Here is a 24,976-nt window from a genome sequence, read left to right as displayed (position 1 = left end):
TGGATGAAAACTAGTGATATAAATATTCGGGATCCATACATTTTATATCATGAGGAAAAGTACTATCTTTATGGGACAAGGAGTGCCACCACTTGGGGGCTTGCAGATGGCTTTGACTGCTATGTAAGCGAAAACTTAGAAGACTGGAAAGGTCCGATAGAAATTTTCCACAATTATGGGGACTTCTGGGCTGACAGATGCTATTGGGCACCTGAATGCTACTATTATAAGGGCTCGTTTTATTTAGTAGCTTCTTTTAGATCAGCAGTTAGAAATTTGGGAACCCAAATATTGATAGCTGATTCACCAACCGGACCCTTTAGGCCTCATAGTGATGGTCCAGTTACACCAAAAAACTGGAATTGTCTGGACGGAACCCTATATTTTAGTGATGACGACAAGCCATATATGATTTTTGGGCACTCATTCGAGGATAATCCGAATGGTGAAATGCATGCGATTGAACTATCTCAGGATTTACGAACCCCTGTAGGGGAACCAAGAATGCTATTTGAAGCTTCAGCAGCACCATGGTCCGTTCCCATTCCCTTTGCAAAAAAGGAATTCGGAATGGATGGGGATGTTTATTTTGTTGATGGTCCATGTATGTATCGGACGAATTCTGGGAAGTTACTTATGCTCTGGTCTAGTTGGGGAGCAAAAGGATATTCGGTTGGAATTGCCTATTCAGATAATGGAGAAATCGACGGGACATGGCATCACTTGGAGACGCCGCTTTACGGTGAAAACGGCGGGCACGGAATGCTGTTCCAAACTAAAACAAAAGAATGGATGTACGCCCTACATTACCCAAATGATTTATATAAGGAAAGACCACAGTTTAAAAAGGTCAAAGAAGCAAATGATGTTTTGTTGTTATAGAGTAATAAGCCAAACACAACAAGTGTTTGGCTTTTGGCCATTTGAGCCATTTAAAGTTAACAAAAAGTCGGAAATTTGAAAATAATTAGTCGTATTTACAGTGGGAAAGGGCTTTCATATATTCTATCTTTAAAGTAGAAAAGACTATTAAAAATAGGATTTCAAATCTAAAAAGAACGGACGTGACATTAACATGAAATATACTAATCCAGTCATAAGCGGATTTCATCCGGATCCAAGTGTTTGCAGGGTGGGAAAAGATTATTATTTAGTTACCAGTTCCTTTGAATATTTTCCCGGAATACCGATTTTTCATAGTAAAGATTTAGTGAATTGGAAGCAAATTGGTCATGTATTGACACGCGAAAGTCAGCTGCCGCTTACCCGTATTCATAGATCGGGGCCTTCACAAGGAATATTCGCCCCCACAATCCGTTTTCATAATGGACGTTTTTATGTGATTACAACCAATATCTCAACAACTAAGAATTTCTATGTATATGCTGAACATCCAGAGGGTCCTTGGTCCGAACCAATATTCATTGAGGGATGGGGAGGGATTGATCCATCCTTGTTCTTCGATGATGATGGAAAGGTTTATATAAGTGGAACAAGTGCTTTTGGAAGTGCTGAACCGGCGGGAATCTATCAAGCTGAGCTCGATATTGAATCCGGAACGCTGCAAACTGAGCGTCAGTTACTTTGGAAAGGAACAGGTGGCAGTTCCCCGGAAGGTCCGCATCTATATAAAATAAATGGATGGTATTACCTTATGATTGCGGAGGGCGGTACAGAATATGGCCATATGGTAACGATCGCAAGAAGCAGAAGTCCTTACGGGCCTTTTGAGAGCAACCCCAATAACCCGATCTTGTCAAACCGTAGTACAGATAAACCAATCCAAGCCACCGGGCATGCCGATTTGGTTCAGGCAATCGATGGCAGCTGGTGGTCTGTGTTTCTAGGCATTAGACCAGTTGGTTATCCAAAACGCCACCACCTAGGGCGAGAAACCAATCTTGCTTCAGTCCAATGGACAGAGGAAGGATGGCCGGTTATTGGAGATCAAGGCCGAGCAGAAGTGGAAAATGAAGCTGATTCCCTTTCATTAAATCAACCTCAGCAATGGCAAGAGAAGGATAATTTTGATAGCGCTTCCCTTTCGGCGGATTGGAATTTTTACCGAAATCCGGCTGCTGGCTCTTGGTCCTTAACAGAACGATCTGGTTGGTTAACACTCCATGGTCAATCTTGTACCTTGAATGATCCGGAGTCTCCAGCATTTGTTGGCCGCAGGCAGCAGCATCTCAACTGTGAGATTTCGGCCCTTATGGATTTTATCCCAAATGAGGAGGGAGAAGAAGCCGGACTAACTGTTTTTATGAACGAGAATTATCATTATGAAGTAGCAAGAACGTTAAAAGAAGGAAAGTCTCTTATTCTATTCCGCCGCCAAATCGGCAGCCTGAGGAAGGTTGAGGCAGAAGTGGAATATAACGAGCCTACGATTATTCTCGGAATAAAAGCCGATGATTTTAGTTTTACTTTTTCATTTACTTCCCCAAGTGGAGAAAAAATTACTTTAGGTAAAGGAGAAAGTGCTTTGCTTGCTACTGAAGTGGCAGGAGGTTTTACCGGGTTGTTTTTTGGAATGTATGCGACGGGTAATGGTAAGCCATCCACAGCGCCGGCACATTTCGATTATTTCAACTATCTACCAGGTGAGGATTCAGAGACAGATTTGTTTGCTGCTTTAATAGCTTCAGAAGTGAAGTAAATAGTACATTGTTTCAGGCCTTGTTAATAGGAGGAAGTTAAATGATTGGAACTTGGAATACAAAATTGGAAACTCCAATAGCTAAGATGAAAGTTGTTTTTACAGTAAAAAAAAATGAGAAAGCTTATAGTTTACATGTCAAAACGGACCCTATTCCGTTAAACTTTGAATTTGATTCAGTAACGGTAGAAGGAGAGGACCTTCAGGCAATAGGCAGGTTCAAGCTTTTATCAGAAGAAAAGGCAGAGATTAATCTTAACTTTTTAGAAGATACGTTTACAGGCTCCATTAGCCTTCAATCTTTAGGTGAACTTCAAATGGAGGGACAAAAAGGAGAGGGAGTTTCATTAGCTGAATCACTATTAAAAGAAGTGGAAAAGTATCGAAAGCCTGAACTGATTATTGAAAGAACAGAAGAAGAAATTCAAAAGGAAGTGGATAAGCTGATTGCTAAAATGACCATTCAAGAAAAAGTCGGTCAGATGAGCCAATGCATGGCGTCTACTTTTTCTTTTGGAGGAGATGTTGAATCAGATTCTCCACAGAAACTGGTTGAAGAGGGCAAGGCTGGTTCCATTTTAGGAGCTTTTGATATTAATAGAGTTTTTGAATTGCAAAAAATTGCCATAGAAAATTCACGATTAGGAATCCCGCTGCTTTTTAATGCTGATATTATCCATGGCCACCAAACGATTTTTCCTGTTCCGTTAGCGTGGGCGTCAAGTTGGGATTTAGAAGGAATTAAGAGGGCATGTGCCATTTCAGCCAAGGAAGCGTCAGCATCAGGAATTACATACAACCATGGACCGATGGTGGATATAACAAGGGATGCTAGATGGGGAAGAGTGGTTGAAGGTGCAGGTGAAGACCCTTATTTAGGAGCATTAATTTCCAAAGCTCAGGTAGAGGGATTTCAAGGAGACAGCCTCTTTAGTGAGGAAACGATCATTGCTTGTTTGAAACATTTTATTGCCTATGGTGCAGCAGAAGGCGGCCGGGATTATAATACTGTGGATATTTCCGAGGGAACATTAAGAAATGTCTATCTACCTCCTTTTAAAACAGGGCTGGAAGCTGGAGCGGGTTCAGTTATGAATGCGTTTAATATTTATCAAGGTATCCCGGCAGCTGGCAATAAAACCCTATTAAAAAATTTATTAAGAGACGAACTCGGTTTTGAAGGGATGCTGATTTCCGATTATGGTTCTATTGACGAAATCGCCATTCATGGAGCTGCCAAAGATAGCAGGGAAGCGGCAAAAATGGCACTTGATGCCACTATGGATATAGAAATGGTTTCAACTTCTTATCTAAACCACCTGCCTGAGTTAATTAAGGAAAATAGAGTACTAGAAAGTCAACTGGATAATGCAGTAAAGCGAATCCTTACTTATAAATTTAGGATTGGAATTATGGACGATCCGTTCCGTTATATAAGACCTGACAAGGAAATTGAATACCACTTTTGTAAAGGACATTTGCAGGAAAGCAGGGAACTTGCGAGAAAATCAATCGTCCTGCTTAAGAATAAAGGGGTTCTCCCTCTTAATAAAGAAGCCGCAAAAATTGCCTTGATCGGACCATTTGCGAACAGCAAAGATCTATTGGGACCTTGGCAATTCTCCAGATATGGTGATAAAACAGTGACCTTGTTGGAAGGATTGAATGCAAAATTCGAAAACCAGGAACGTCTTTTATTTGCAGAAGGATGTAAAGTGGAAAACGAACTAACTGGTGGGGTGGAAGAAGCTATCCGCCAAGCAAACCAGGCAGAAATCGTGATACTAGCTTTGGGGGAAAGCAGTGCTATGTCAGGGGAAGCCGCTTCTAGAATGAAACTAGAACTTCCTGAAGCTCAAAAAAGATTAGCTGAAGAGATCGTCAAATTGGGTAAGCCTACCGTACTTGTTTTAACCAATGGACGTCCGCTTGTATTAGACTGGTTTGAGAACAACGTAGATGCTATCGTTGAAACCTGGTTCTTAGGTTCAGAAGCCGGGCATGCCATTGCTGATGTTCTAGTAGGTGATTTTAATCCTTCGGGAAAACTGACGATGAGTTTCCCAAACCAAACTGGACAGGTTCCTGTTTATTACAATCACTTTAATACAGGGAGACCGTTAACAAAGAAAAATCAACATGAGAAATTTATATCCAAGTATCTTGATGGACCAAACGAACCTCTATATCCTTTTGGATTTGGCTTAAGCTATACAACCTTTGCCTATTCTGCAGTTACATTGGATAAGAATCAAATGTCTAGGAAGGAAGAAATTCAAGCCAGCATCACGATAAGGAATACGGGAACCATGCCAGGGGAGGAAGTGGTTCAGCTTTATATTCAGGATCTTTATGGAAGCGTTGTCCGCCCAGTTAAAGAGCTCAAGGGATATAAAAAGGTTCATTTACATCCTGGTGAAAGCAAGGAAGTCATCTTCACCATTACCGAAGAGGATTTGAAATATTATACGGCTGACATGAGTTACCAAGCGGAAGAAGGAGAGTTCAAAGTTTACATTGGAACGAACTCGAAAGTTGTGGAAGAAGCGTTTTTTAAATTAATAAGGTAATTTCAAAAATAATAAAAAAAGGGGTAAAAACGCAATGGAAATTGGATTAAATTTATTTTCAGTCTTTAGAGAGTTAAATGAAGACTATTTCGGTACTTTAGAAAAGGTAGCTGAAATGGGTTATAAAAATGTAGAGCTAATTTCTGCTAATTTCTCAACAGGGGAGCGGTTTACCGATACCTTTTCTCTTCCCGTTATAAAACAGAAGTTGGACGATCTTGGATTAAAAGCCTTTGCAGCACACGAAGGTGTTTCTCCAGGTAAAGCGTTACTCGACAATAATTGGGACAAGATTATTGAAGAAAATGCAACACTCGGATGTCAGTCGATTGTATTCCCAATGGCATTTATATCTGATCTACAGGATACCCTGCGAACGGCTGAACAGCTTAACCAAATAGGGGAAAAGTGTAAAGAAGCGGGTATGGGTTTTTACTATCATAACCATGCACATGAGTTTAAAAGAATAGGAGAAACATCATTATTTGAACTTCTTGTAGAAAATACAGATTCAGAGAACGTGAAATTTGAGATTGACCTTGTATGGGTTATGAGGGGTGGATATGAACCAATGGCGTTGTTAGAGAAATTAGGCAATCGCTGCGACATGATCCATCAAAAGGACTTAGGCAAACATGTTAATCCGGTTAATCTATTCGCCGTTTCTAGCCAAGAGGACAACCCAGATACGATGAAATTATATACAGAGCTTGTGAAACCAAATGATTTTGTTAATCTCGGTACTGGTATTGTTAATTTTCAAGAGACCTATCAAAAACTGAATGAATTAAGATATATCCGTTATGCGATTGTGGAAAATGAAGGACAGCTAGGAAATAAGTTTACAAGTATTGCGGAAGATTTAAAAGTGATGGAGAAATATGTACAAGGACTTATCAAAAATTAATTCTAAAAAAACAACATGATTGGGGGTAATTAAATGAATGATTATCAAACAAAAATTAATACTGAAGATCATATCAAATACATGGAAAATAACGGTGGGCCGACCTTAGGCTATTCAGAAACATCAGGAATTACAATCATTGAAAAAGATGGGCACTTTTTTAAGGATTTAAATAAAGATGGAAAAATTGATAAATATGAGGATTGGAGATTGACTTCAGAGGAAAGGGCAAAGGACCTTGCTTCGAAGATGACAATTGAGCAAATTGCCGGACTCATGTTGTACAGCAGGCATCAAGCGATTCCGGCAGTGAGTAAAGGCTGGTTTGCTGGTACCTATGGCGGGAAGGCCTACGAAGAAAGTGGTGCCAATCCATGGGACTTAACCGATGAACAAATCGAGTTCCTATCTAAAGATAACTTGAGACATATTCTTGTAACTACCTTAAAAAGTCCTGAAACGGCTGCGCGCTGGAATAATAATATTCAGGCATTTGCAGAAGGAACCGGCCTCGGCATCCCAGCAAACAATAGCTCAGACCCACGCCATGCATCGGATTCGAGTACTGAATTTAATGCAGGTGCCGGCGGAAAGATCTCCATGTGGCCTGAGCCTCTTGGGCTTGCAGCTACATTTACTCCAGAATTAGCAGAAAGATTTGGAGAAATTGCTTCAAAAGAGTATCGGGCACTCGGTATTACAACGGCCCTGTCGCCGCAAATAGATATTGCCACAGATCCGCGCTGGTTCCGTTTTAATGGAACTTTTGGAGAAGATTCACAGCTTTCGGCAGATATGGCTCGTGCTTATGTGAACGGTTTTCAGAAATCAGCGGGTGATAAAGAGATTGCTGCAGGCTGGGGTTATGAAAGTGTTAATGCCATGGTAAAACATTGGCCGGGAGGCGGCTCTGGCGAGAGCGGCAGGGATGCCCACTATGGATATGGTAAGTATGCTGTTTATCCAGGCGGTAATTTTGAGGAACATTTAATTCCTTTTACAGAAGGTGCTTTTAACTTACCTGGTAAAACAAAGATGGCTTCAGCAGTTATGCCATATTACACAATTTCAGTCGATCAGGATCCTTTGAATAAAGAAAATGTCGGTAATTCATACAATTCGTATTTAATTAATGATTTGCTTCGAAAAAGATATGGTTATGACGGTGTGGTCTGTACGGATTGGATCATCACAGCCGATGAACCTGAGAACATTGATACCTTTGTGGGCGGGAAGCCATGGGGAGTCGAAAATCTAACCGTAGCTGAGCGGCATTATAAATTAATCATGGCAGGTGTTGATCAATTCGGAGGAAATAATGAAGCTGGTCCCATTTTGGAAGCTTACCAGATGGGCATTGCCGAACATGGTGAGACATTTATGCGCAAGCGTTTTGAGGAATCGGCCGTACGATTATTAAAAAATATCTTCCGTCTTGGCCTTTTTGAAAATCCATATTTGAAAGTAGAGGAAACGGTTCAAGAAGCCGGGAAACCAGAGTATATGCAGGAAGGATACGATGTGCAGCTTAAATCCATCGTGATGTTGAAAAACAAGAATAACATTCTGCCATTAACGAAGGACAAGGTTGTTTATATCCCTAAAAAGTTTACACCTGCAGGTAAAGATTGGTTTGGTAATCCTACACCTGAAAAATTTGAATACCCCGTTAATATCGATGTAGCAGGAAAATATTTTAAGGTGACAGATAACCCAGAAGAAGCAGATTTTGGACTCGTCTTTATTAGTACGCCTAAGTCTGGAACAGGCTATAGTCATGATGATGTGAAGGAAGGGGGGAATGGGTATGTACCAATTAGCCTTCAATACAAACCTTATACAGCGACCTATGCCCGGGAAAAAAGTCTTGCTGGAGATGTGCGCCCAAATGATGTGCTAAACCGATCGTACAAAGGAAAAACAGTGACACCATGTAATACAACGGACCTGGATATGGTGTTAGAAACAGTGGAAGCCATGAATGGGAAACCGGTTGTTGTGTCGCTGCTGTTATCAAACCCGACGATCGTAGAAGAATTTGAAGGAAAAGTAAATGGCATTATTGCGAATTTTGGCGTGCAAGATCAAGCGATTTTTGACATTTTAACAGGCATAGCGGAGCCGTCAGCCCTTTTGCCAATGCAAATGCCTGCGAATATGAAAACAGTCGAGGAACAATTGGAAGATGTTGCCCACGACATGGAATGTCACATTGACACAGAAGGACAAGTATATGACTTTGCCTTTGGTCTAAATTGGTCTGGCAAGATTCAGGATGAAAGAAGTGAAAAATATCAAAAAAAACAAATAAATAGTAAGCCTTGGTAAATAGAGGAGGGCTTCATTACCCTAACTTGAAAAAATATAGGTCCTTGGTAAATGAAAGGCCAATTCATTGCCCGAGATGGAATAAAAGGAGCTCTTTGAGTAAATGAAACTGTTTCTATCAAATAATTATTCATAGGTGGGGAGAAAAGTGTCCAACGAGCGATATTTAATACTAAATGCGGATGATTTTGGAATGTGTCATTCAACAAATGAGGCGATTAATACGCTGCTTACGGAAGGCTCCATTACTTCTGCCAGTTTCATGATGACATGTCCTTGGACATTGGAAGCCGTCCGCCTCATTAAACAAAATCCATGGATGGACATTGGGATTCATTTTACCCACACATCCGAATGGGATGTTTACAAATGGGGGCCGCTAAAAACAAATATGTCTACCCTAGTTGATGAAAAGGGGTATTTTCCTGCAGATACACAAACGGTTATATCACAAGCAGATCCAGACCAGCTTCGCGAAGAAGCGATTGCTCAGATGGAGTTTGCGCTTAAGTTAGGATTAGACCCCACCAACATTGACAATCACATGGGAAGTATGCACCATGTCATGGAAATCCTGTTAGATCTTTGCGAAAGGTATCAATTGCCCTTAAGATATGCCAAACAAGGCCATTCGTTCAGAACGCAGGCCAATCATGAAGAAATTATTTCGCTTGCCGAAAAAAAGGGGATTCAATTGCCGGACTATATCGAGATGTTACCTTTTTTTACGCCTGAGGGAAAAGAACCAGCTTATCAAATCACCAAAGAGGCTGCCATTAACTGTTTACGTTCATTAAAACCAGGTGTAACGGAATTAGTTTTTCATCCTTCCTTAGATACAAACGAATTAAAAGCGATAACGGAAACTTGGCCTATTAGGCGGTTTGAATTTGATGTATTCCGGGATAGAGAAATCAAGGAATTACTGCGTTCAGAAGATATAAGACTAATCCAATGGCGTGATTTGCGTAATCAACAAAGACAAATGTGATGATGGAGCCCGAAAATTGGACGCTTGAAAAAAGTCCAATTCTTCGGGTTAATCTGTTTTATTGGAGGGTTTTTAACATGAAAAAGCTAAGAATCGGTTCCGGAGCCGGATATGCAGGAGACAGGATAGAACCCGCTATAGACATTATTAAAAAAGGAAACTTGGATTATATTATTTTCGAATGCCTAGCAGAAAGAACCATCGCACTTGCACAACAGCAAAAACTTATTGACCCAACTAAAGGATATAATGAACTACTAGAATATCGTATGGAAAAAATCCTCCCTTTATGTGTTGAAAAGAAAGTAAAGATTATCACCAATATGGGGGCAGCCAACCCCTTGGAAGCCGTGAAAGCAACCAAAAGACTGGCAGAACAATTGGAAATCAAACAGCTCAAGATAGCAGCCGTTCTTGGGGATGATGTTTATCACAATACCGAAAAATACTTGGATTATACACTAATGGAGACAGGTGAAAAACTTCGCTCTATTCAATCTCAAATGGTATCTGCCAATGCCTATATTGGTGCAAAAGGCATCTTACAAGCTCTAATAGAAGGGGCAGATATCGTCATTTCAGGCAGGGTTGCGGACCCATCTCTGGTTGTTGGACCCTTACTATATGAATTTGGCTGGGATGTTCATGATTACGACTTATTGGGAAAAGGGACCCTTGCAGGTCATTTATTAGAATGTGGCTCACAGGTGATGGGAGGATACTTTGCTGACCCTGGTTATAAGGACGTTCCTGATTTATGGAACATTGGCTTTCCAATTGGAGAAATTGATGAAAAGGGCAGCATTCTCATTACCAAGCTTGCTGAGGCCGGCGGATTGGTTACTCCTGAAACCTGTAAGGAACAAATACTATATGAAATTCAAGATCCTGAAAACTATTTTACGCCTGATGTAATAGCAGATTTTTCTAAGGTGGTCGTACAACAGCTTGAAAAAGACAGGGTACTAATCCAGTCTGCTAGTGGCAAAGAAAAGACCAGTCTTCTAAAAACCAGCATCGGATATAGGGATGGTTACATTGGAGAGGGAGAAATAAGTTACGGCGGTACTGGTGCCTTGGGAAGGGCCAGGTTGGCCGGAGAGATTGTTAAAAGACGGATAGAGAATTGCGGCCTGCCAATTGATGAATTAAGAATCGATTTTATTGGGGTCAATTCACTTTATCAAGACTCTTTAAGTGAAATTTTGTTTGATGGCAAACAAGATTTTAAAGAGGTACGTTTAAGAGTTGCCGCTAGAACGCAAACAAAAGAGGCTGCAGATCAAATTGGAACCGAAGTAGAAGCACTCTATACGAACGGGCCTGCAGGGGGCGGAGGAGCCAGAAAGTTTACCAGAGAAATAATTGCGATAGGATCCATCTTAATTCCGGAAACTGATATAAACCATGAAGTAGTTTATGAAGAGGTGAAATTATGAAATTAAGGGAAATCGCCCATTCAAGAACCGGAGATAAGGGAGATATTTCTGTGATATCCGTCATTGCCTATGATATGGAAAACTATGAAAAAATAAAAGAACAGGTAACTGCTCAAAGAATAAAAGACTGGTTTAAGGAAATTATTCAGGGTGAAGTGACCAGATATGAGATACCAAGTCTAGAAGCATTAAATTTCGTCTTAGAAAAAGCCTTGGGTGGAGGAGTTACTAAGTCACTAGCAATCGATATGCACGGAAAAAGTTTAAGTTCAGCTCTGTTAGATATGGAGATAGCAGATTAGATTTTTAAGAATACTTACTAAAAAATAGAATGGGAGAAAATAAATATGGCCTTAATCGAAATGAAATTTTTTTCTCAAGTCTTAGGAATGTCTACAGCAATGAACATTATACTGCCAGAATCTAATTTTCATCAAAATATAGATAACAGCAAACCTATTAAATTTCAAACCCTATATTTACTGCATGGGGGAACAGATGATCATACGGCGTGGACAAGGCAAACGGCTATCGAACAGTATGCACAGGAACATATGGTTGCCGTGGTTATGCCTAATGTGGATCTAAGCTATTACACAGATATGGTCCATGGAAAAAGATATTGGACTTTTATTACAGAAGAGGTGCCACTCATTGCAAGAAGATATTTTCCATTATCCGATAAAAGAGAAGATAATTTTGTTGCCGGTTTGTCCATGGGTGGGTATGGAAGCTTTAAATGGGCGTTGAAAAAACCTGAAATGTTTATGGCAGCTGCCAGTTTCTCCGGCACACTTGATATGCCCCATTTGCTAAGTAAACTGCATCCTGCCATGCAGCCAATCAGGGAAAAAATCTTTAATGAGATATTTGGAGATTACGCTAATATGGCAAATGGAGAGGAAGATTTATTGTTTTTATCCACTCGGGCAAAGGAAGCACAAACAAATTTGCCATTATTATATCAATGCTGCGGCACCGAAGATTTTACCTATGATTTGAACATCAACTTTAGAAACCATGCTAGAAATTTAGCATTAGACCTACACTACGAAGAAGGTCCAGGAGGACACACCTGGTCTTATTGGGATATGTGTATTCAAAAAGCACTTGCATGGTTTCCTTTAAAAAGAACCACAGTTTAAGTATGATATAAAAGTCGGAAAATTTAAAATTATTGGTCGTTTTTTTAGTAAGTTTGCCATTAGATTCTCTTTTAGAATGAAGTTAAGAAGGAGATCATATCAAATTCTTAATTTGATTTTTTGGTAACGCTTTCAGGGAGAGCGCTATCGCACAAAAATAAGGGGGAAAACGATGAATAAGAAAATGATTTTTGCCAGATTTATAGTGGTCATCCTATCAGTTTTTTTAATTCTGACAGGATGTTCCTCGAAGCAAAGCAGCACTGCTAGTAAAGGGGAGTCGAATGGAAAAGGCGAACCATATCAACTGACAATGGCCTACCTGGCTTTTACAAAAATTGACGATCTTCCATTGGTTCAAGAGGAAATCAATAAAATTACTAAGAAAAAGATCAATGCAACCGTTAAACTAATGCCAATTAACGGTTCCGCCTGGTCACAGCAATCTAACCTGCTGCTTACAGGAAATGAAAAACTAGATTTAATCGTATCCTCATCATTCTTTGGCTATAATACATCTGCTGTGAAGGGGCAGTACCTGCCATTAGATGATCTCCTTGAAAAATACGGCAAAGGAATTCAAGAAGCAGTGCCTAAAACGCTTCTTGAAGGAGACAGAGTGAACGGAAAACTCTATGCAGTTCCAAGTGCAAGAGACTGGGGCGTTGATTATGGTTTTGTTATGAGAAAGGACATTGTAGATAAATATAACATTGACCTTTCACAGGTAAAATCTTTTGCCGATTTAGAGAAGGTGTTTAAAGTTGTCAAAGAAAAAGAACCAACTTTAGCCCCAATTGTTAATACAGGTGCCATAACAACAGCGAGTGTCATAAATGGCGGAAAGTATGATGTTCTTGGTGATGGCTTGGGCGTCATGTCTTTTAAAGACAAAAAGTTTATCAATATGTTTGAAGATCCAGATTATTTAGATTCAGTAAAATTAACAAGAAAATGGTTCAAAGCTGGGTATGTCATGAAGGATGCAGCAACATCACAAGAAGCAGCAGCTAATATCGTAAAAGCAGGAAAAGGGTTTGGTTACTTTTCTCATATGAAGCCAGGATTTGAAGTACAGGAACAAGGAATCACAGGCCACGAAATGGTAGCGGTTAGATTTACAGACGTTTACGCATATACTGATTCTGCCACAGCTTTTGGGATGTCCATTGCGAGAAACAGCCAAAATCCTGAAAAAGCAATGGAACTTATGAACTTACTTTACACTGACAAAGACATTATGAATTTAATTGCAAATGGTATTGAAGGGAAACATTACGTCGTTAAATCCGATGGAACTATTAAATTACCGGATGGTGTTAAAGAATCCAAATATGTTTTTGGACAATGGGAAATTGGAAACAACTTCTTAACTTATCCTTGGGAAGGGAACCCGTCAAATTATTGGGAAATTTTTAAGAAGCATAACGACTCTGCTATCTTCTCGCCAGCTTTTGGTTTTACGTTTAACCCAGATCCAGTAAAAACAGAAATTGCAGCAGCAACAAACGTTTTAAATCAATATAAAGTAGGGATTGAAACAGGTACATTAGATCCAAATAAGAGCTTACCAGAATTCAATAAAAAGTTGAAACAAGCAGGTTTGGAGAAAATCATTGCTGAGAAACAAAAGCAATATGATAAGTGGAAAAAAAATAAGTAATCAAGGACCAATAGGAGAGCTGGACCATACTTCAGTTCTCTTTTTTATAAGTCTATTAATACTATTCATAATAATATAAAAGTTAATAGAGGAGTTGGAAAGATAGATGTTGTCATATCAAAACTTACAACCATTATTGAAAAGTTTTATAGAGAAAGGGCCTGTGGGCTGTTCTTGTGCGGTGATGCAAAATGGGGAAAAGGTATTTGAAGATTACCTTGGCTACGCGGATTTGGAAACGCAAAAACTAATTTCCGCTGAAACGATTTTCCGAATCCACTCTATGACAAAGATCGTTACATGTACTGCTGCTTTAATCTTATTCGAACGAGGGAAGTTTTTGCTGAATGATCCGCTTGAGGAATATTTGCCCGAATTTAAAAATCCTCAGGTCTATCGGACCAGTAAAGATGGAGAACAAGAAATTTTGCCTGCGTCAAAGCCAATTCTAATCAAAGATCTCTTTACTATGACATCAGGACTGAGTTATAGCTGGGGAACGACGGAACAGGAAATCCGGGTTAAGGAAGTAGAGGAACATTTAAATAACCAAGAGGATTTCACAAAAGAAACCTATATTCGAGCACTTTCTAAAGCACTAAGTACTATTCCGCTTGCATTTGATCCTGGAACGGCATGGAAATATGGGTATAGTCACGATGTTTTAGGGGCTTTAATAGAGGTCATATCTGGAAAAACGCTTGGTCAATTTCTAAATGAGGAAATCTTTCAACCTTTATCAATGAATCATACATTTTTTAATCTGCCTGAAGAGAAAAGAGAGCATCTTTCCAGCTATTATATCCGCAATGAAGAAGGTAAGCTAATTAAAACCTTAGATATGTTTCCGAAAGTTGATACACGTTTTGAGAGCGGAGGTGGAGGGCTTTTCTCTACTCTAGGTGATTATAGCCAATTTGCCCATATGTTAGCCAGAGGAGGGGAATGGAATGGTAATCGAATTATAGGAAGAAATACGATCCAACTAATGTCAACCAATCATTTAAACATACAAAATTCCTCAGATTTTAATTGGAATCGCCTGGAAGGATATGGTTATGGTCTTGGAGTTCAGGTTATGATAAACCCACCATTGTCTGGAAGCAACAGTCCTATTGGTGAATTTGGCTGGAACGGGATGTCAGGTACATGGGTAACTATTTGTCCAAATGAGAAACTCTCAGCTGTTTATATGCAGCAGATGCTGCCAAACCTTGAGGATTATCAGCAGCCAAGATTACGGTCCGTTATATATGGATCATTATAAGTGTAATTAAATAATATCTTATACAAGTCTTGAGTGAATGCTCAAGGCTTTTGCTTTACTAGCAGTTTATAAGTGTACGACGCTATTGACGAACGAGCAAGAGAAAAAAGCGTCTCGAAGCTAAATCAATAGGACTTTAGCACCGATCCGTTGACAATTAATTTAAAGTTTTTTCATAATTTCAAAAATAAATCATGTATAATAAGATTTAATAGTTTGTAAGGGATTACATCAGGAGGGCTGCCTATGCGATCGATTAAGCCGATTTTTAACTCGTTACTGTTAAAACTCTTTTTAAGTGTATTTTTTATTATTGGACCACTAATCGTGGTTCACATTGTCAATAACTATTATGCAGTCGAAGTAATCAGGAGCCAGGTAGCCCAATCAAACAAAAATATGCTGAATATTTATATGGACCAAATCGACAAAGGGCTGGAAGGTGTCGGAAAATATATCTTTCAAATGACGCAGAACAATACAGATTTATATTTTCTTCAATATAATGCAACCTTAGATCCCAATGATTATGAAGAGGCCAAAATACGATTATTTAATACGATTACTAACCAATCTTATTTATATACCTCAATCGATTCCATTTTTATCTATTCGAAGGCTTATAACGATTTATTATTTACACAGAATTCATCAGATGATTATTTTGCCCGGTATGAAGCAAGAGATGAAATTTATCAGTTGCTCGAGAAACATCCGGAGGAGCTTAGCGAAGGGAGATGGAATATCTGGAAAGGGAAAAGTAATTATTATTTGATTCAATATTATAACGTTAATGGAGTATATGTTGGTGCCTGGGTGAATATGGACAAACTTATTACACCGTTTAAATATATTGATTTTGGAGATACAGGAAGAGCATTACTGGCAACTTCTAACTTAGAACCCATTACGAATAAGACCTTTATTAAACAGGAAAAAATAGATTTAACGATAAAACAGAAAAAGTATGTCATAACTGGGGAAAATAACCGGTTTGTATTAATGAAAAAAAAATCATCACAAGCTAATTTCTATCTTGCAGCGTTGATTCCCGAGAAAGAAATATTAGAGAAACTTCCATTTTTACAAAGAATTTCGTCGTTAATTACCTTTTTAGCTGTATTGTTCTTACTATTTTTTATTTTTATTATGAGAAAGGTTTTTCTACAACCGATCAATCAAATTGTCTCAGCTATGAAGAAACTGCGAAAAGGAGATTTGGATATTCGTCTTCCTGCTAATCGGAATTCGACGGAGTTTCGGGTAATGAATGGAACCTTTAACCATATGGTCTCTGAGATTAAGGATTTAAAAATAAATGTATACGAAGAAAAGTTAAATTTACAAAAAGCAGAATTAAAGCATTTGCAGCTGCAAATCAACCCGCACTTTTTCCTTAATTCATTAAATATTATTTATAATTTGGCCACAGTAAAGGATTTTGCAGTCATTCAAGAAATGGCTAAATGTCTGGCCAATTACTTTCGGTTTATGTGTCGCAGTAATTCCTATTTTGTTAGCTTAGTAGATGAACTAAAGCATACAGAAAATTATTTGAAAATCCAACAACTACGTTTTCCTGAATCCTTTAAATATTATATAGAATCACCACCAGAGTTTTTAAAATGTAAGATTCCTCCACTTGTCATACAAACCATTGTCGAAAATTCAATTAAACATGCCTTTAATCTTGATGATCCTCTAGATATTTTCATAGTGGTAATGAAAGACGATGACCCTAAGTATTTGAATATTAAAATTCAGGATACTGGAGAAGGTTTCCCAGAGGATGTTTTATGTAGTTTGAAATTGGACAAATCATTGACAAATGAAGAAGGAGAGCGAATGGGAATTTGGAATATTAAACAAAGATTAAGTTTGTTATATCATGAAAAAGCAGACATATTATTTTTCAATGAAATGGGCAGGGGAGCAACTGTACAGATACGAATTCCTAACGAATTAATCTAACAAAAAAGGTGGCATGGTTATGAGTCAATTTCATGTACTGATCGTTGATGATGAAATTCATTCCATTCGGGGTGTACAAGCGGGAGTTAATTGGGACAAGCATGAAATCACATCTGTTTATACCGCTAATAACTTAAGACAGGCCCAAGAAGTATTTTTAAATCACAAGGTTGATTTGCTATTATGTGATATTGAAATGCCTAAAGGTTCCGGCCTGGATTTGTTAAAGTGGGTGCGTGAACACTACTCTGAAACGGAAGCCATTTTTTTAACCTGTCATTCAGACTTTTTCTATGCGAAACAAGCCTTACAATTGAAAAGTTTTAACTATTTACTTAAACCAGTTGATTACCAGGAACTAGAAGAAGTGATCCAAGAAGCATTGGAGAAAATCAAAAAAGATCGAGAAGCAAGAATGGTAGAGGAATCGTATCTTCGATTACAAAAGTCTCACCTTTCAGTCATGGAAGAACGGTTCTGGTTAGATTTAATTAATCAAGTTTTCCCGGCTACCAAGGAAACAATTGAAAAACAAATGATAAATTACCATTTATCTTATTCAGATGTAAATACTTTTCTGCCAATTTTATTTCATGTTCAAGAATGGAAAGAAGATCTGTCGGTACATGAAGAAAAGGTGAGTCGATATGCTTTGAAGAAATCGCTGGCTGAAATTGTAGAAGAGTATCATATGGATGGGTATGTTCTTGATTTAGAAGGTGGATATGTCTTAATGATTATTGCTCTTGAAGACTCCATCAATTTGAAAGAGTTTAAGGGAAATTGTAATAAGTTTATTTTGGAATTTGCTCAGTTTTTTTCATGTGATCTTTGCGGTTACATTGGTCATCAGGTTCCTATTGAAGAATTAGTAGGAATGGTCCATACTTTGCATGAATTTGATCGAAATAATGTCACTGTAAGTAATAAGACAGTGGTATGTAACCATCAAAAAAAATCATTATGTTCTTTACCGTTGCTGCCTACAGCTGAGTGGACAAATTTTATGAAAACTGGTCCAAAAGTAAAATTTTTAGAGTCGATTAATCTATATTTTACAAATTGGAAAAAGGCAGATGAAAATATAACTGCCCAATCATTGCATTTGTTTTATCAAGATTTTTTGCAATTAATCTTTTATGTTCTTCAGGTAAAAGGAATTCAAGCCAATCAAGTTTATTCTCAAAACCTGCTGACTGAAAAGCCACAAAGAGTGTTGAAATCATTAAACTCACTCCATAATTGGGTCATATATATAGCAGAAGTAGCCATGGACCAGCTTTATTTGCCTCAAGAAAAAGGGTCAGTGGTGGATATAGTGAAAAAGTATATACATGATAATCTTGGTGAACAACGTTTATCTCGTGAAGATATAGCCAATTTCGTTTATTTGAATCCGGATTATTTAACAAGATTATTTAAAAAACAAACAGGGTTATCCATATCTGATTATCTGCAGCAGCAGCGGATTGAATATGCAAAAAAATTATTAATAGAAACCAATTTGCCTGTAAGTGAAGTAGCATTGTCTGCAGGATATTCTAATTTTTCCTATTTTTCTACTATTTTCAAAAAATCGACAAAATTAAATCCGATGGAATATCGAAAAAAGTCACTATTTTCAGAAAAGTCGTTATAACAAAAATAAAAAGTCGGATTTTTAGTAAGTGTTTTTTATCCTATCCTCTATACTAAAATTAGTTCTATGGTAACGCTTTCAAAGGGAGATTCATAGAACCGACTAGAAAATAAGGGGGAAAGAAAACAATGAATTGGTTTAAGGCATCCATAAGATTTTTACTAATCGCTATATCAGCTATTTTAGTTTTAGCTGGCTGCAGTTCAAAGGAAAGCAGTACAAGTAATAATGGTGGTACGGACTCAAAGGGGCAGCCTTATCAGATTAACATGGCGTATATCACCTTTACAAAGATAGATGATCTTCCATTAGTGCAGGATGAAATTAATAAAATTGTTAAAAAGAAAATCAATGCTACCGTTAAATTAGTACCTATTAATGGTGCAAACTATCAACAGCAATCAAACTTAATGCTGACAGGCAATGAAAAACTAGATTTGGTAGTTACCTCATCCTTTTTTGGCTACAGCACACAGGCCGCAAAAGGACAGCTTCTTGCATTAGATGATTTGGTTCAATCAAAAGGCAAAGGCATTTTAGATGTCGTGCCTAAGCGCCTTTTAGAAGGTAATAAAGTAAATGGTAAAATGTATGGTATTCCAAGTATCCGTGACTGGGGTTCTTATTATGGATTTGTCATGAGAAAGGACATTGTCGATAAATATAAAATCGATCTGTCACAGGTTAAAACATTTGCAGATTTGGAAAATGTTTTTAAAGTGGTCAAAGAAAATGAACCAACTTTAACTCCAATTGTAAACACTGGAACAACAACGACGACCACCGTGCTTGCAGGTGGGAAATTTGATATTCTTGGGGACAGCCTTGGAGTAGTTTCTTTTAAAGACAAGAAAGTTGTCAATATGTTTGAAGAGCCTGAATATGTGGATGCAGTTAATTTGACTAGAAAGTGGTTCAAGGCCGGCTATATCATGAAGGATGCAGCAACTTCACAAGACGCTGCTGCCAATATTGTGAAGGCTAATAAGGGATTTGGTTATTTCTCCCATATGAAACCTGGTTTTGATGTTCAAGAAAAAGGAATTACAGGATATGACATGGTATCTGTGAAATTATCCAATGTATATTCATACACGGATGCAGCAACAGGCTTTAACCTATCCATTGCCAGAAACAGCCAAAATCCAGAAAAAGCAATGGAATTAATTAATTTACTTTATACGGATAAAGATATTATGAATTTACTTGATAACGGTATCGAAGGGAAGCATTATCAAGTTAAATCGGACGGAACTATTAAATTACCGGATAATGTCAAGGAATCCAAATATGTATTTGGCCAATGGCAAATCGGTAATAACTTCCTAACCTATCCTTGGGAAGGAAATCCAGCAGATTACTGGGAAGTCATGAAGAAACATAACGATTCTGCTATTTTCTCTCCAGCATTTGGTTTTACATTTAACCCAGACCCTGTGAAAACAGAAATGGCCGCTGCAACAAACGTAATTAATCAGTATAAATTAGGACTTGAATCCGGTACCTTGGACCCAGGAAAGAGCTTGCCAGAGTTTAACAAAAAGCTAAAAGCAGCAGGCCTAGATAAAATCATCGCCGAAAAGAAAAAGCAGTTTGAAGCTTGGAAAGAAAAGCAATAAGGAAACAGAAAAAGAGAACTAGCGGATCTAGTTCTCTTTTTTCATAGAAGCATGGGGACTGTTCTTCTGCTTCCATCTATATCCAGAACTAAGTATTGAAGATATTTTCTGAAAAGTCGGATAAACAAAAATAAGAAGTCGTATTTTGGATAGTTTCTATTTAACTAGTTTTATAAAATAAAGATATAACTTGGAATGATCATTTTGTAAGCGGAATCATTTAACTGCGAAAAAGGGGGAAAAGGGATGTCAGAAGTGACAGTGAAAAAATTGGAAGCAGGGGTCCAAACGGTTCCTGCAAAAAAGGTTAACACCAGGCGGATAAGATTAAAAAGGGCTTTACCACTTTTTATCATGATGATGCCTGGATTGGTTTACTTATTGATCAATAATTATTTGCCAATGTTTGGACTTATCATTGCTTTTAAAGATATTAACTATGCTAAAGGGATCTTAGCCAGTGATTGGATTGGCTTCAAAAACTTTGAGTATTTGTTTAGTACAAGAGATGCATTTGTCATTACCCGTAACACCATTCTTTATAATGGCGGTTTTATTATCCTAAATACCGTAATTGCTATTGTGGTAGCAATCATGCTAAATGAAATAAAAAATAAACTGGCAAAAAGCTTTTATCAAAGTGTCATTCTTTTACCGTTTCTAATCTCCATGGTAATCGTCAGTTATTTGGGATTTGCCTTCCTTAGTGAAGATGTTGGTTATTTGAATAAAACTATCTTACCAATGTTGGGTCTTGATGGTATCTCCTGGTATAACGAAGCCAAATACTGGCCATACATTTTAACCTTTATCAATTTGTGGAAAGGTGTAGGTTTCTTGTGTGTGATTTATTTAGCCGCTATTATCGGAATCGATCAAGAATACTATGAGGCAGCCACTTTAGATGGAGCGAATAAGTGGCATCAAATTATTCACATCACGATTCCTTCGATTATGCCAGTTATTATTATGATGACCTTATTGGGAATCGGGCGCATTTTCTACTCCGATTTCGGACTGTTCTATCAAGTCCCAATGAATTCAGGTGCTATCTATGATACCACCAATGTTATTGATACGTATGTGTACCGAGGTTTAATGCAGCTCGGGGATATCGGTATGTCCGCCGCAGCAGGTTTGTATCAATCCATTGTCGGATTTGTTCTAGTACTATTATCGAATTATCTTGTTCGTAGAAAAAGCAAAGACAATGCATTATTTTAAACTGGAGGTGGAAAAGGATGTATAGATCTGAACGAATCACACAATGGGTTTCACATATCGTTTTAATGGTTCTTGCGGCAGGCAGTATCATACCTTTTATTATTCTTTTGTCTTCTTCCCTGAGTGATGAAGCATCCATTTTGAAGGATGGGTATTCCTTTATTCCAAAGGAAATAAGTTTTGCGGCTTATGATTACCTGCTGTCAAATTCATCAAGTATTTTACGAGCTTACGGAATTACGGTTTTCGTAACGGTGTTTGGAACGTTTGTCAGCTTGGCAATGACTTCATTTTTAGCTTATGGACTTTCTCGCCGTGATTTGCCTTTCAAGAATATTTTTGCTTTCATCGTTTTCTTTACTCTATTGTTTAACGGAGGACTTGTTCCAACGTATCTTGTCTATACGCAGGTGTTTGATATCAAAAATACAATCTGGGCATTAATCGTTCCAGGGCTGCTTATGAATGGATTCAACGTTTTATTAATGAGAACATTCTTTATGACATCGATACCAGAGCCCGTAATCGAATCAGCACGGATGGATGGTGCAGGTGAATTTAGAACATTCTTCTCGATCATTCTGCCGCTTTCCCTGCCAATCCTGGCTACAATCGGCCTGCTTCAAACTATCATCTATTGGAATGACTGGTTCAATGGGCTTATCTATATTACAGAACCTTCATTATTTAGTATTCAAAATATCTTAAACAGAATGTTGTCGGACATTCAATTCTTAGCAACAAGCAATTTAGGCTCTAACGCAAGTACGGCAGCAGCACAAGTTCCTACTACAGCTGTACGGATGGCCATTGCGGTAATCGGAATCCTGCCAATACTCATCGCCTATCCTTTCTTCCAAAAGTACTTGGTAAAAGGAATTGCTTTAGGCTCAGTTAAAGGATGATTTTATCGCTTTAATAAAATGGAGGGCTGATTGAATATCAACATTGAATATCAATAGCCCTCCGTTATGAGCGTGGATTCGAGAAAAGGATTCAAAAACAGGAGAAACAGGCAAGGGGGAAATGTCAGATGATAGGTTTTATGCGGGGATTTTATAGTATTTCGGAGTGGGTCCTAAGGTTTGCTTATGTGAATGTTCTATGGATTTCATTTACCTTGCTTGGTTTTGGTGTTTTTGGATTTTTTCCGGCCACACTTGCTATGTTCACTGTGGTACGTAAATGGGTATTGAAGGAGACTGATATTCCAGTATTTAAGTCATTTTGGTTCACTTATAAAAAAGAATTTGTTAGAGGGAACCTATTAGGACTTATAATCGGCCTATCTTGTTTTTTCATGTACTCCAACATAAGAATCGTCGAGGCAACCACAGTACCAACATTTAAATTACTTTATGTCCCCAATGTGATTGTCATAATTTTATTTATCCTTACTCTATTATATATTTTCCCGGTGTTGGTTCATTTTGATGTTAGCTTGAAAGAGGGGATTAAAAATTCATTTATTTTAATGACCATTAATCCAATCGCAACCTTTAGTATGGCTGTTTTAACTGGGTTCCTCTGTTTCATCTTTTTTAAAATACCCGGAGTCATCCCGTTTTTTAGCGGTAGTCTAATCGCATTTTTACTTATGTGGCTAAGTAACCATGTTTTTGTAAAAATGAATAAAGCCGCGGACTTCTCGGTAAAAAAGACTAGAACAGAAGCGCATTAATTTCATAAAAAAAAATAATACAGAGCTAAAAAGATAGCTGGCTTATATTAATAAGCCTACTTTACATATCTTTTTCTAAATAAAAACTAAAAATCTATTAGAGAAAGGGGATAACAGTTGAAATGAGTTATTCACCAAATATGAAAATGGGTAAGATCCTGGCTAATAAAAATGCCAAAGCAGTTTTGCAAAAATATGTGCCGCAATTATTGGAACCTACTGAATTTCCAATTATGTTTGTTAAATTTAGTACGTTGGAACAATTAATTTCACGGCTTCCTGAGTCCGAACGTAAAGAGGAGATTGTAGAAAAACTTTATTCAGAGCTGGCCAATGTAGAAGAGTTGGACGAAGAAACTGGTTATATTGCACCGGTGTCTAATTACGAATCTGAGTCAGTAAGTTTGGGGTCGGCCAAAGTTATTACCCCAAGTACAGTAGAAAAATGGTCTGTTTTTGAGGTCGAACTTCATGGTTCACAGCACGGCAACCCTTTTACAGACGTCACATTGGAAGCAGAATTTATCTGTAATGGAGAGAAACGCCATCAAGCTCTTGGATTCTATGATGGTAAGGGGATCTATCGAATCAGATTTATGCCTGATGCTGAGGGAATCTGGACATTTCAAACAACGAGCAACGCCAGATCTTTGGCAGGTATTGAAGGTAAGTTTGAATGTGTAAGCCCTTCTAAAGATAACCATGGTCCTGTCCACGTTAAGAATACATATCATTTTTCGTATGAGGATGGAACCCCATATATTCCAGTTGGAACGACATGCTATGCCTGGATTCACCAAGAGGAAAAATTAATCAAACAAACCTTGGAAACTTTACAGGCATCTCCATTTAATAAGATACGCATGTGCGTGTTTCCTAAATCGTATCAGTTTAACTCTAATGAGCCTTTATACTATCCATTTGAAGGTTCTCTTGAGGAAGGTTGGGACTTTACCCGCTTTAATCCAGAGTTTTTTCAGCAATTAGAACAAAGGATTGCGGATCTTGGAAATTTAGGAATTGAAGCGGACCTTATCCTATACCATGCCTATGACAGGTGGGGATTTGCGGAAATGAAAAAGGCGGAGGATGACCGCTATTTGAAATATCTCGCCGCTCGTCTTTCGGCCTATCGAAATCTTTGGTGGTCATTAGCGAATGAATATGACTTAATGTGGGCGAAAGAAATCGAGGATTGGGAGCGCTTTGCTCAGATTATCACGGAAAATGACCCTCACCAACATCTCATTTCCATTCATAACTGTTTTGGATTTTATGATTATTCACGGCCTTGGGTTACACATTGCAGTGTTCAACGAGTTGACGTATATAGAACATCTGAAAATACGGATGAATGGAGAAAACAGTGGAATAAACCAATCGTCATCGACGAATGTGCCTATGAGGGAGATATTGACCAAGGATGGGGAAATATCACCGGGGAAGAAATGGTACGGCGGTTTTGGGAAGGTGCAGTCAGAGGCGGTTATGTTGGACATGGTGAAACTTATCTTCATCCAGAAGATATTTTATGGTGGTCCAAAGGTGGACAGTTACATGGAGACAGTCCAAAGCGAATTGGTTTCTTGAGGCGGATCATGGAAGAGGGGCCGCGAGAAGGTTGGAATCCTTTAGAAACCGCTTGGGATGCACCGTCCGCAGGAATTCCTGACCAATATTATTTATATTATTATGGCTTTAATCGACCTAGTTTCAGAGAATACCGGATGAACCCTGGTACCCAATATAAAGTGGCAGTCATCGATACTTGGGAAATGACGATTAATGAACTCGAAGGTGTTTTTGAAGGGAAATTTAGAATAGAACTTCCTGGTAAACAGTATGTGGCTGTTAGGATGACTAAAATATAAAG

The 24,976-nt window shown here is 38.2% G+C and carries 18 protein-coding genes; all 18 read left to right on the top strand.

The genetic code is table 11. The features are described from left to right. Positions 1 to 3 precede the first annotated feature (3 nt). The 18 genes from V7266_RS22520 (at position 4) to V7266_RS22435 (ending at position 24,974) form a co-directional block, all read left to right on the top strand. Positions 4 to 882, top strand: a complete 879-nt coding sequence (locus V7266_RS22520; RefSeq protein WP_335471197.1) for a glycoside hydrolase family 43 protein — start codon at positions 4 to 6, stop codon at positions 880 to 882. 193 nt (positions 883 to 1,075) lie between these two features. Continuing rightward, entirely contained in the window at positions 1,076 to 2,659 is a 1,584-nt protein-coding gene (locus V7266_RS22515) for a glycoside hydrolase family 43 protein (protein WP_335471195.1), read from the top strand. Between the two features lie 41 nt (positions 2,660 to 2,700). Further along, on the top strand, positions 2,701 to 5,229 hold the full coding sequence (locus V7266_RS22510; RefSeq protein ID WP_335471192.1) for a glycoside hydrolase family 3 N-terminal domain-containing protein: 2,529 nt from the start codon (positions 2,701 to 2,703) through the stop codon (positions 5,227 to 5,229). A 34-nt stretch (positions 5,230 to 5,263) separates the two neighbouring features. Next, positions 5,264 to 6,136 (top strand): sugar phosphate isomerase/epimerase family protein, encoded by an 873-nt coding sequence (locus tag V7266_RS22505; protein WP_335471189.1) that lies wholly within the window; start codon positions 5,264 to 5,266, stop codon positions 6,134 to 6,136. 33 nt (positions 6,137 to 6,169) lie between these two features. Next, positions 6,170 to 8,464: a glycoside hydrolase family 3 protein gene (locus V7266_RS22500; protein ID WP_335471186.1), complete on the top strand. Its 2,295-nt coding sequence runs from the start codon at positions 6,170 to 6,172 to the stop codon at positions 8,462 to 8,464. 148 nt (positions 8,465 to 8,612) lie between these two features. After that, positions 8,613 to 9,455 carry a polysaccharide deacetylase family protein gene (locus tag V7266_RS22495; RefSeq protein WP_335471182.1) on the top strand — a complete coding sequence of 281 codons (843 nt, stop codon included), beginning with the start codon at positions 8,613 to 8,615 and terminating at the stop codon, positions 9,453 to 9,455. Positions 9,456 to 9,532: 77 nt separating this feature from the next. Then, complete coding sequence (locus tag V7266_RS22490) at positions 9,533 to 10,894, top strand: acyclic terpene utilization AtuA family protein (RefSeq protein ID WP_335471179.1); 1,362 nt, start codon at positions 9,533 to 9,535, stop codon at positions 10,892 to 10,894. Then, on the top strand, positions 10,891 to 11,196 hold the full coding sequence (locus V7266_RS22485) for an AtuA-related protein (protein WP_335471178.1): 306 nt from the start codon (positions 10,891 to 10,893) through the stop codon (positions 11,194 to 11,196). The genes V7266_RS22490 and V7266_RS22485 overlap by 4 nt, the downstream gene beginning before the upstream one ends. A 45-nt stretch (positions 11,197 to 11,241) precedes the next feature. Continuing rightward, complete coding sequence (locus V7266_RS22480) at positions 11,242 to 12,039, top strand: alpha/beta hydrolase (RefSeq protein ID WP_335471175.1); 798 nt, start codon at positions 11,242 to 11,244, stop codon at positions 12,037 to 12,039. 172 nt (positions 12,040 to 12,211) lie between these two features. After that, entirely contained in the window at positions 12,212 to 13,702 is a 1,491-nt protein-coding gene (locus V7266_RS22475) for an ABC transporter substrate-binding protein (RefSeq protein WP_335471173.1), read from the top strand. Positions 13,703 to 13,808: 106 nt separating this feature from the next. Beyond that, positions 13,809 to 14,969, top strand: coding sequence for a serine hydrolase domain-containing protein (locus tag V7266_RS22470; RefSeq protein WP_335471172.1), 1,161 nt, complete (start codon positions 13,809 to 13,811; stop codon positions 14,967 to 14,969). Positions 14,970 to 15,215: 246 nt separating this feature from the next. Beyond that, the gene (locus V7266_RS22465; RefSeq protein WP_335471170.1) at positions 15,216 to 16,940 is read left to right on the top strand and encodes a sensor histidine kinase; all 1,725 of its coding nucleotides are present in this window, start codon (positions 15,216 to 15,218) and stop codon (positions 16,938 to 16,940) included. Positions 16,941 to 16,959: 19 nt separating this feature from the next. Beyond that, entirely contained in the window at positions 16,960 to 18,579 is a 1,620-nt protein-coding gene (locus V7266_RS22460; RefSeq protein ID WP_335471167.1) for a response regulator transcription factor, read from the top strand. Between the two features lie 128 nt (positions 18,580 to 18,707). Further along, the gene (locus V7266_RS22455; protein ID WP_335471164.1) at positions 18,708 to 20,198 is read left to right on the top strand and encodes an ABC transporter substrate-binding protein; all 1,491 of its coding nucleotides are present in this window, start codon (positions 18,708 to 18,710) and stop codon (positions 20,196 to 20,198) included. Positions 20,199 to 20,552: 354 nt separating this feature from the next. Next, complete coding sequence (locus V7266_RS22450; protein WP_335471232.1) at positions 20,553 to 21,422, top strand: ABC transporter permease; 870 nt, start codon at positions 20,553 to 20,555, stop codon at positions 21,420 to 21,422. Between the two features lie 17 nt (positions 21,423 to 21,439). Continuing rightward, positions 21,440 to 22,327, top strand: a complete 888-nt coding sequence (locus V7266_RS22445) for a carbohydrate ABC transporter permease (protein ID WP_335471162.1) — start codon at positions 21,440 to 21,442, stop codon at positions 22,325 to 22,327. Between the two features lie 128 nt (positions 22,328 to 22,455). Beyond that, a complete protein-coding gene (locus V7266_RS22440; protein WP_335471160.1) occupies positions 22,456 to 23,103 on the top strand; it encodes a YesL family protein in 648 nt (215 codons plus the stop codon). Positions 23,104 to 23,225: 122 nt separating this feature from the next. Continuing rightward, positions 23,226 to 24,974, top strand: coding sequence for a DUF5605 domain-containing protein (locus V7266_RS22435; protein ID WP_335471158.1), 1,749 nt, complete (start codon positions 23,226 to 23,228; stop codon positions 24,972 to 24,974). Positions 24,975 to 24,976: the final 2 nt, after the last annotated feature.

Origin of the sequence: Neobacillus drentensis (genome assembly GCF_036965645.1) — a bacterium.
In the GTDB taxonomy this organism is placed as follows: Bacteria; Bacillota; Bacilli; order Bacillales; family Cytobacillaceae; genus Neobacillus; species Neobacillus drentensis_D.
Note: the sequence above shows the minus strand (reverse complement) of the source record. Positions and strands in the feature narration are given on the sequence as shown.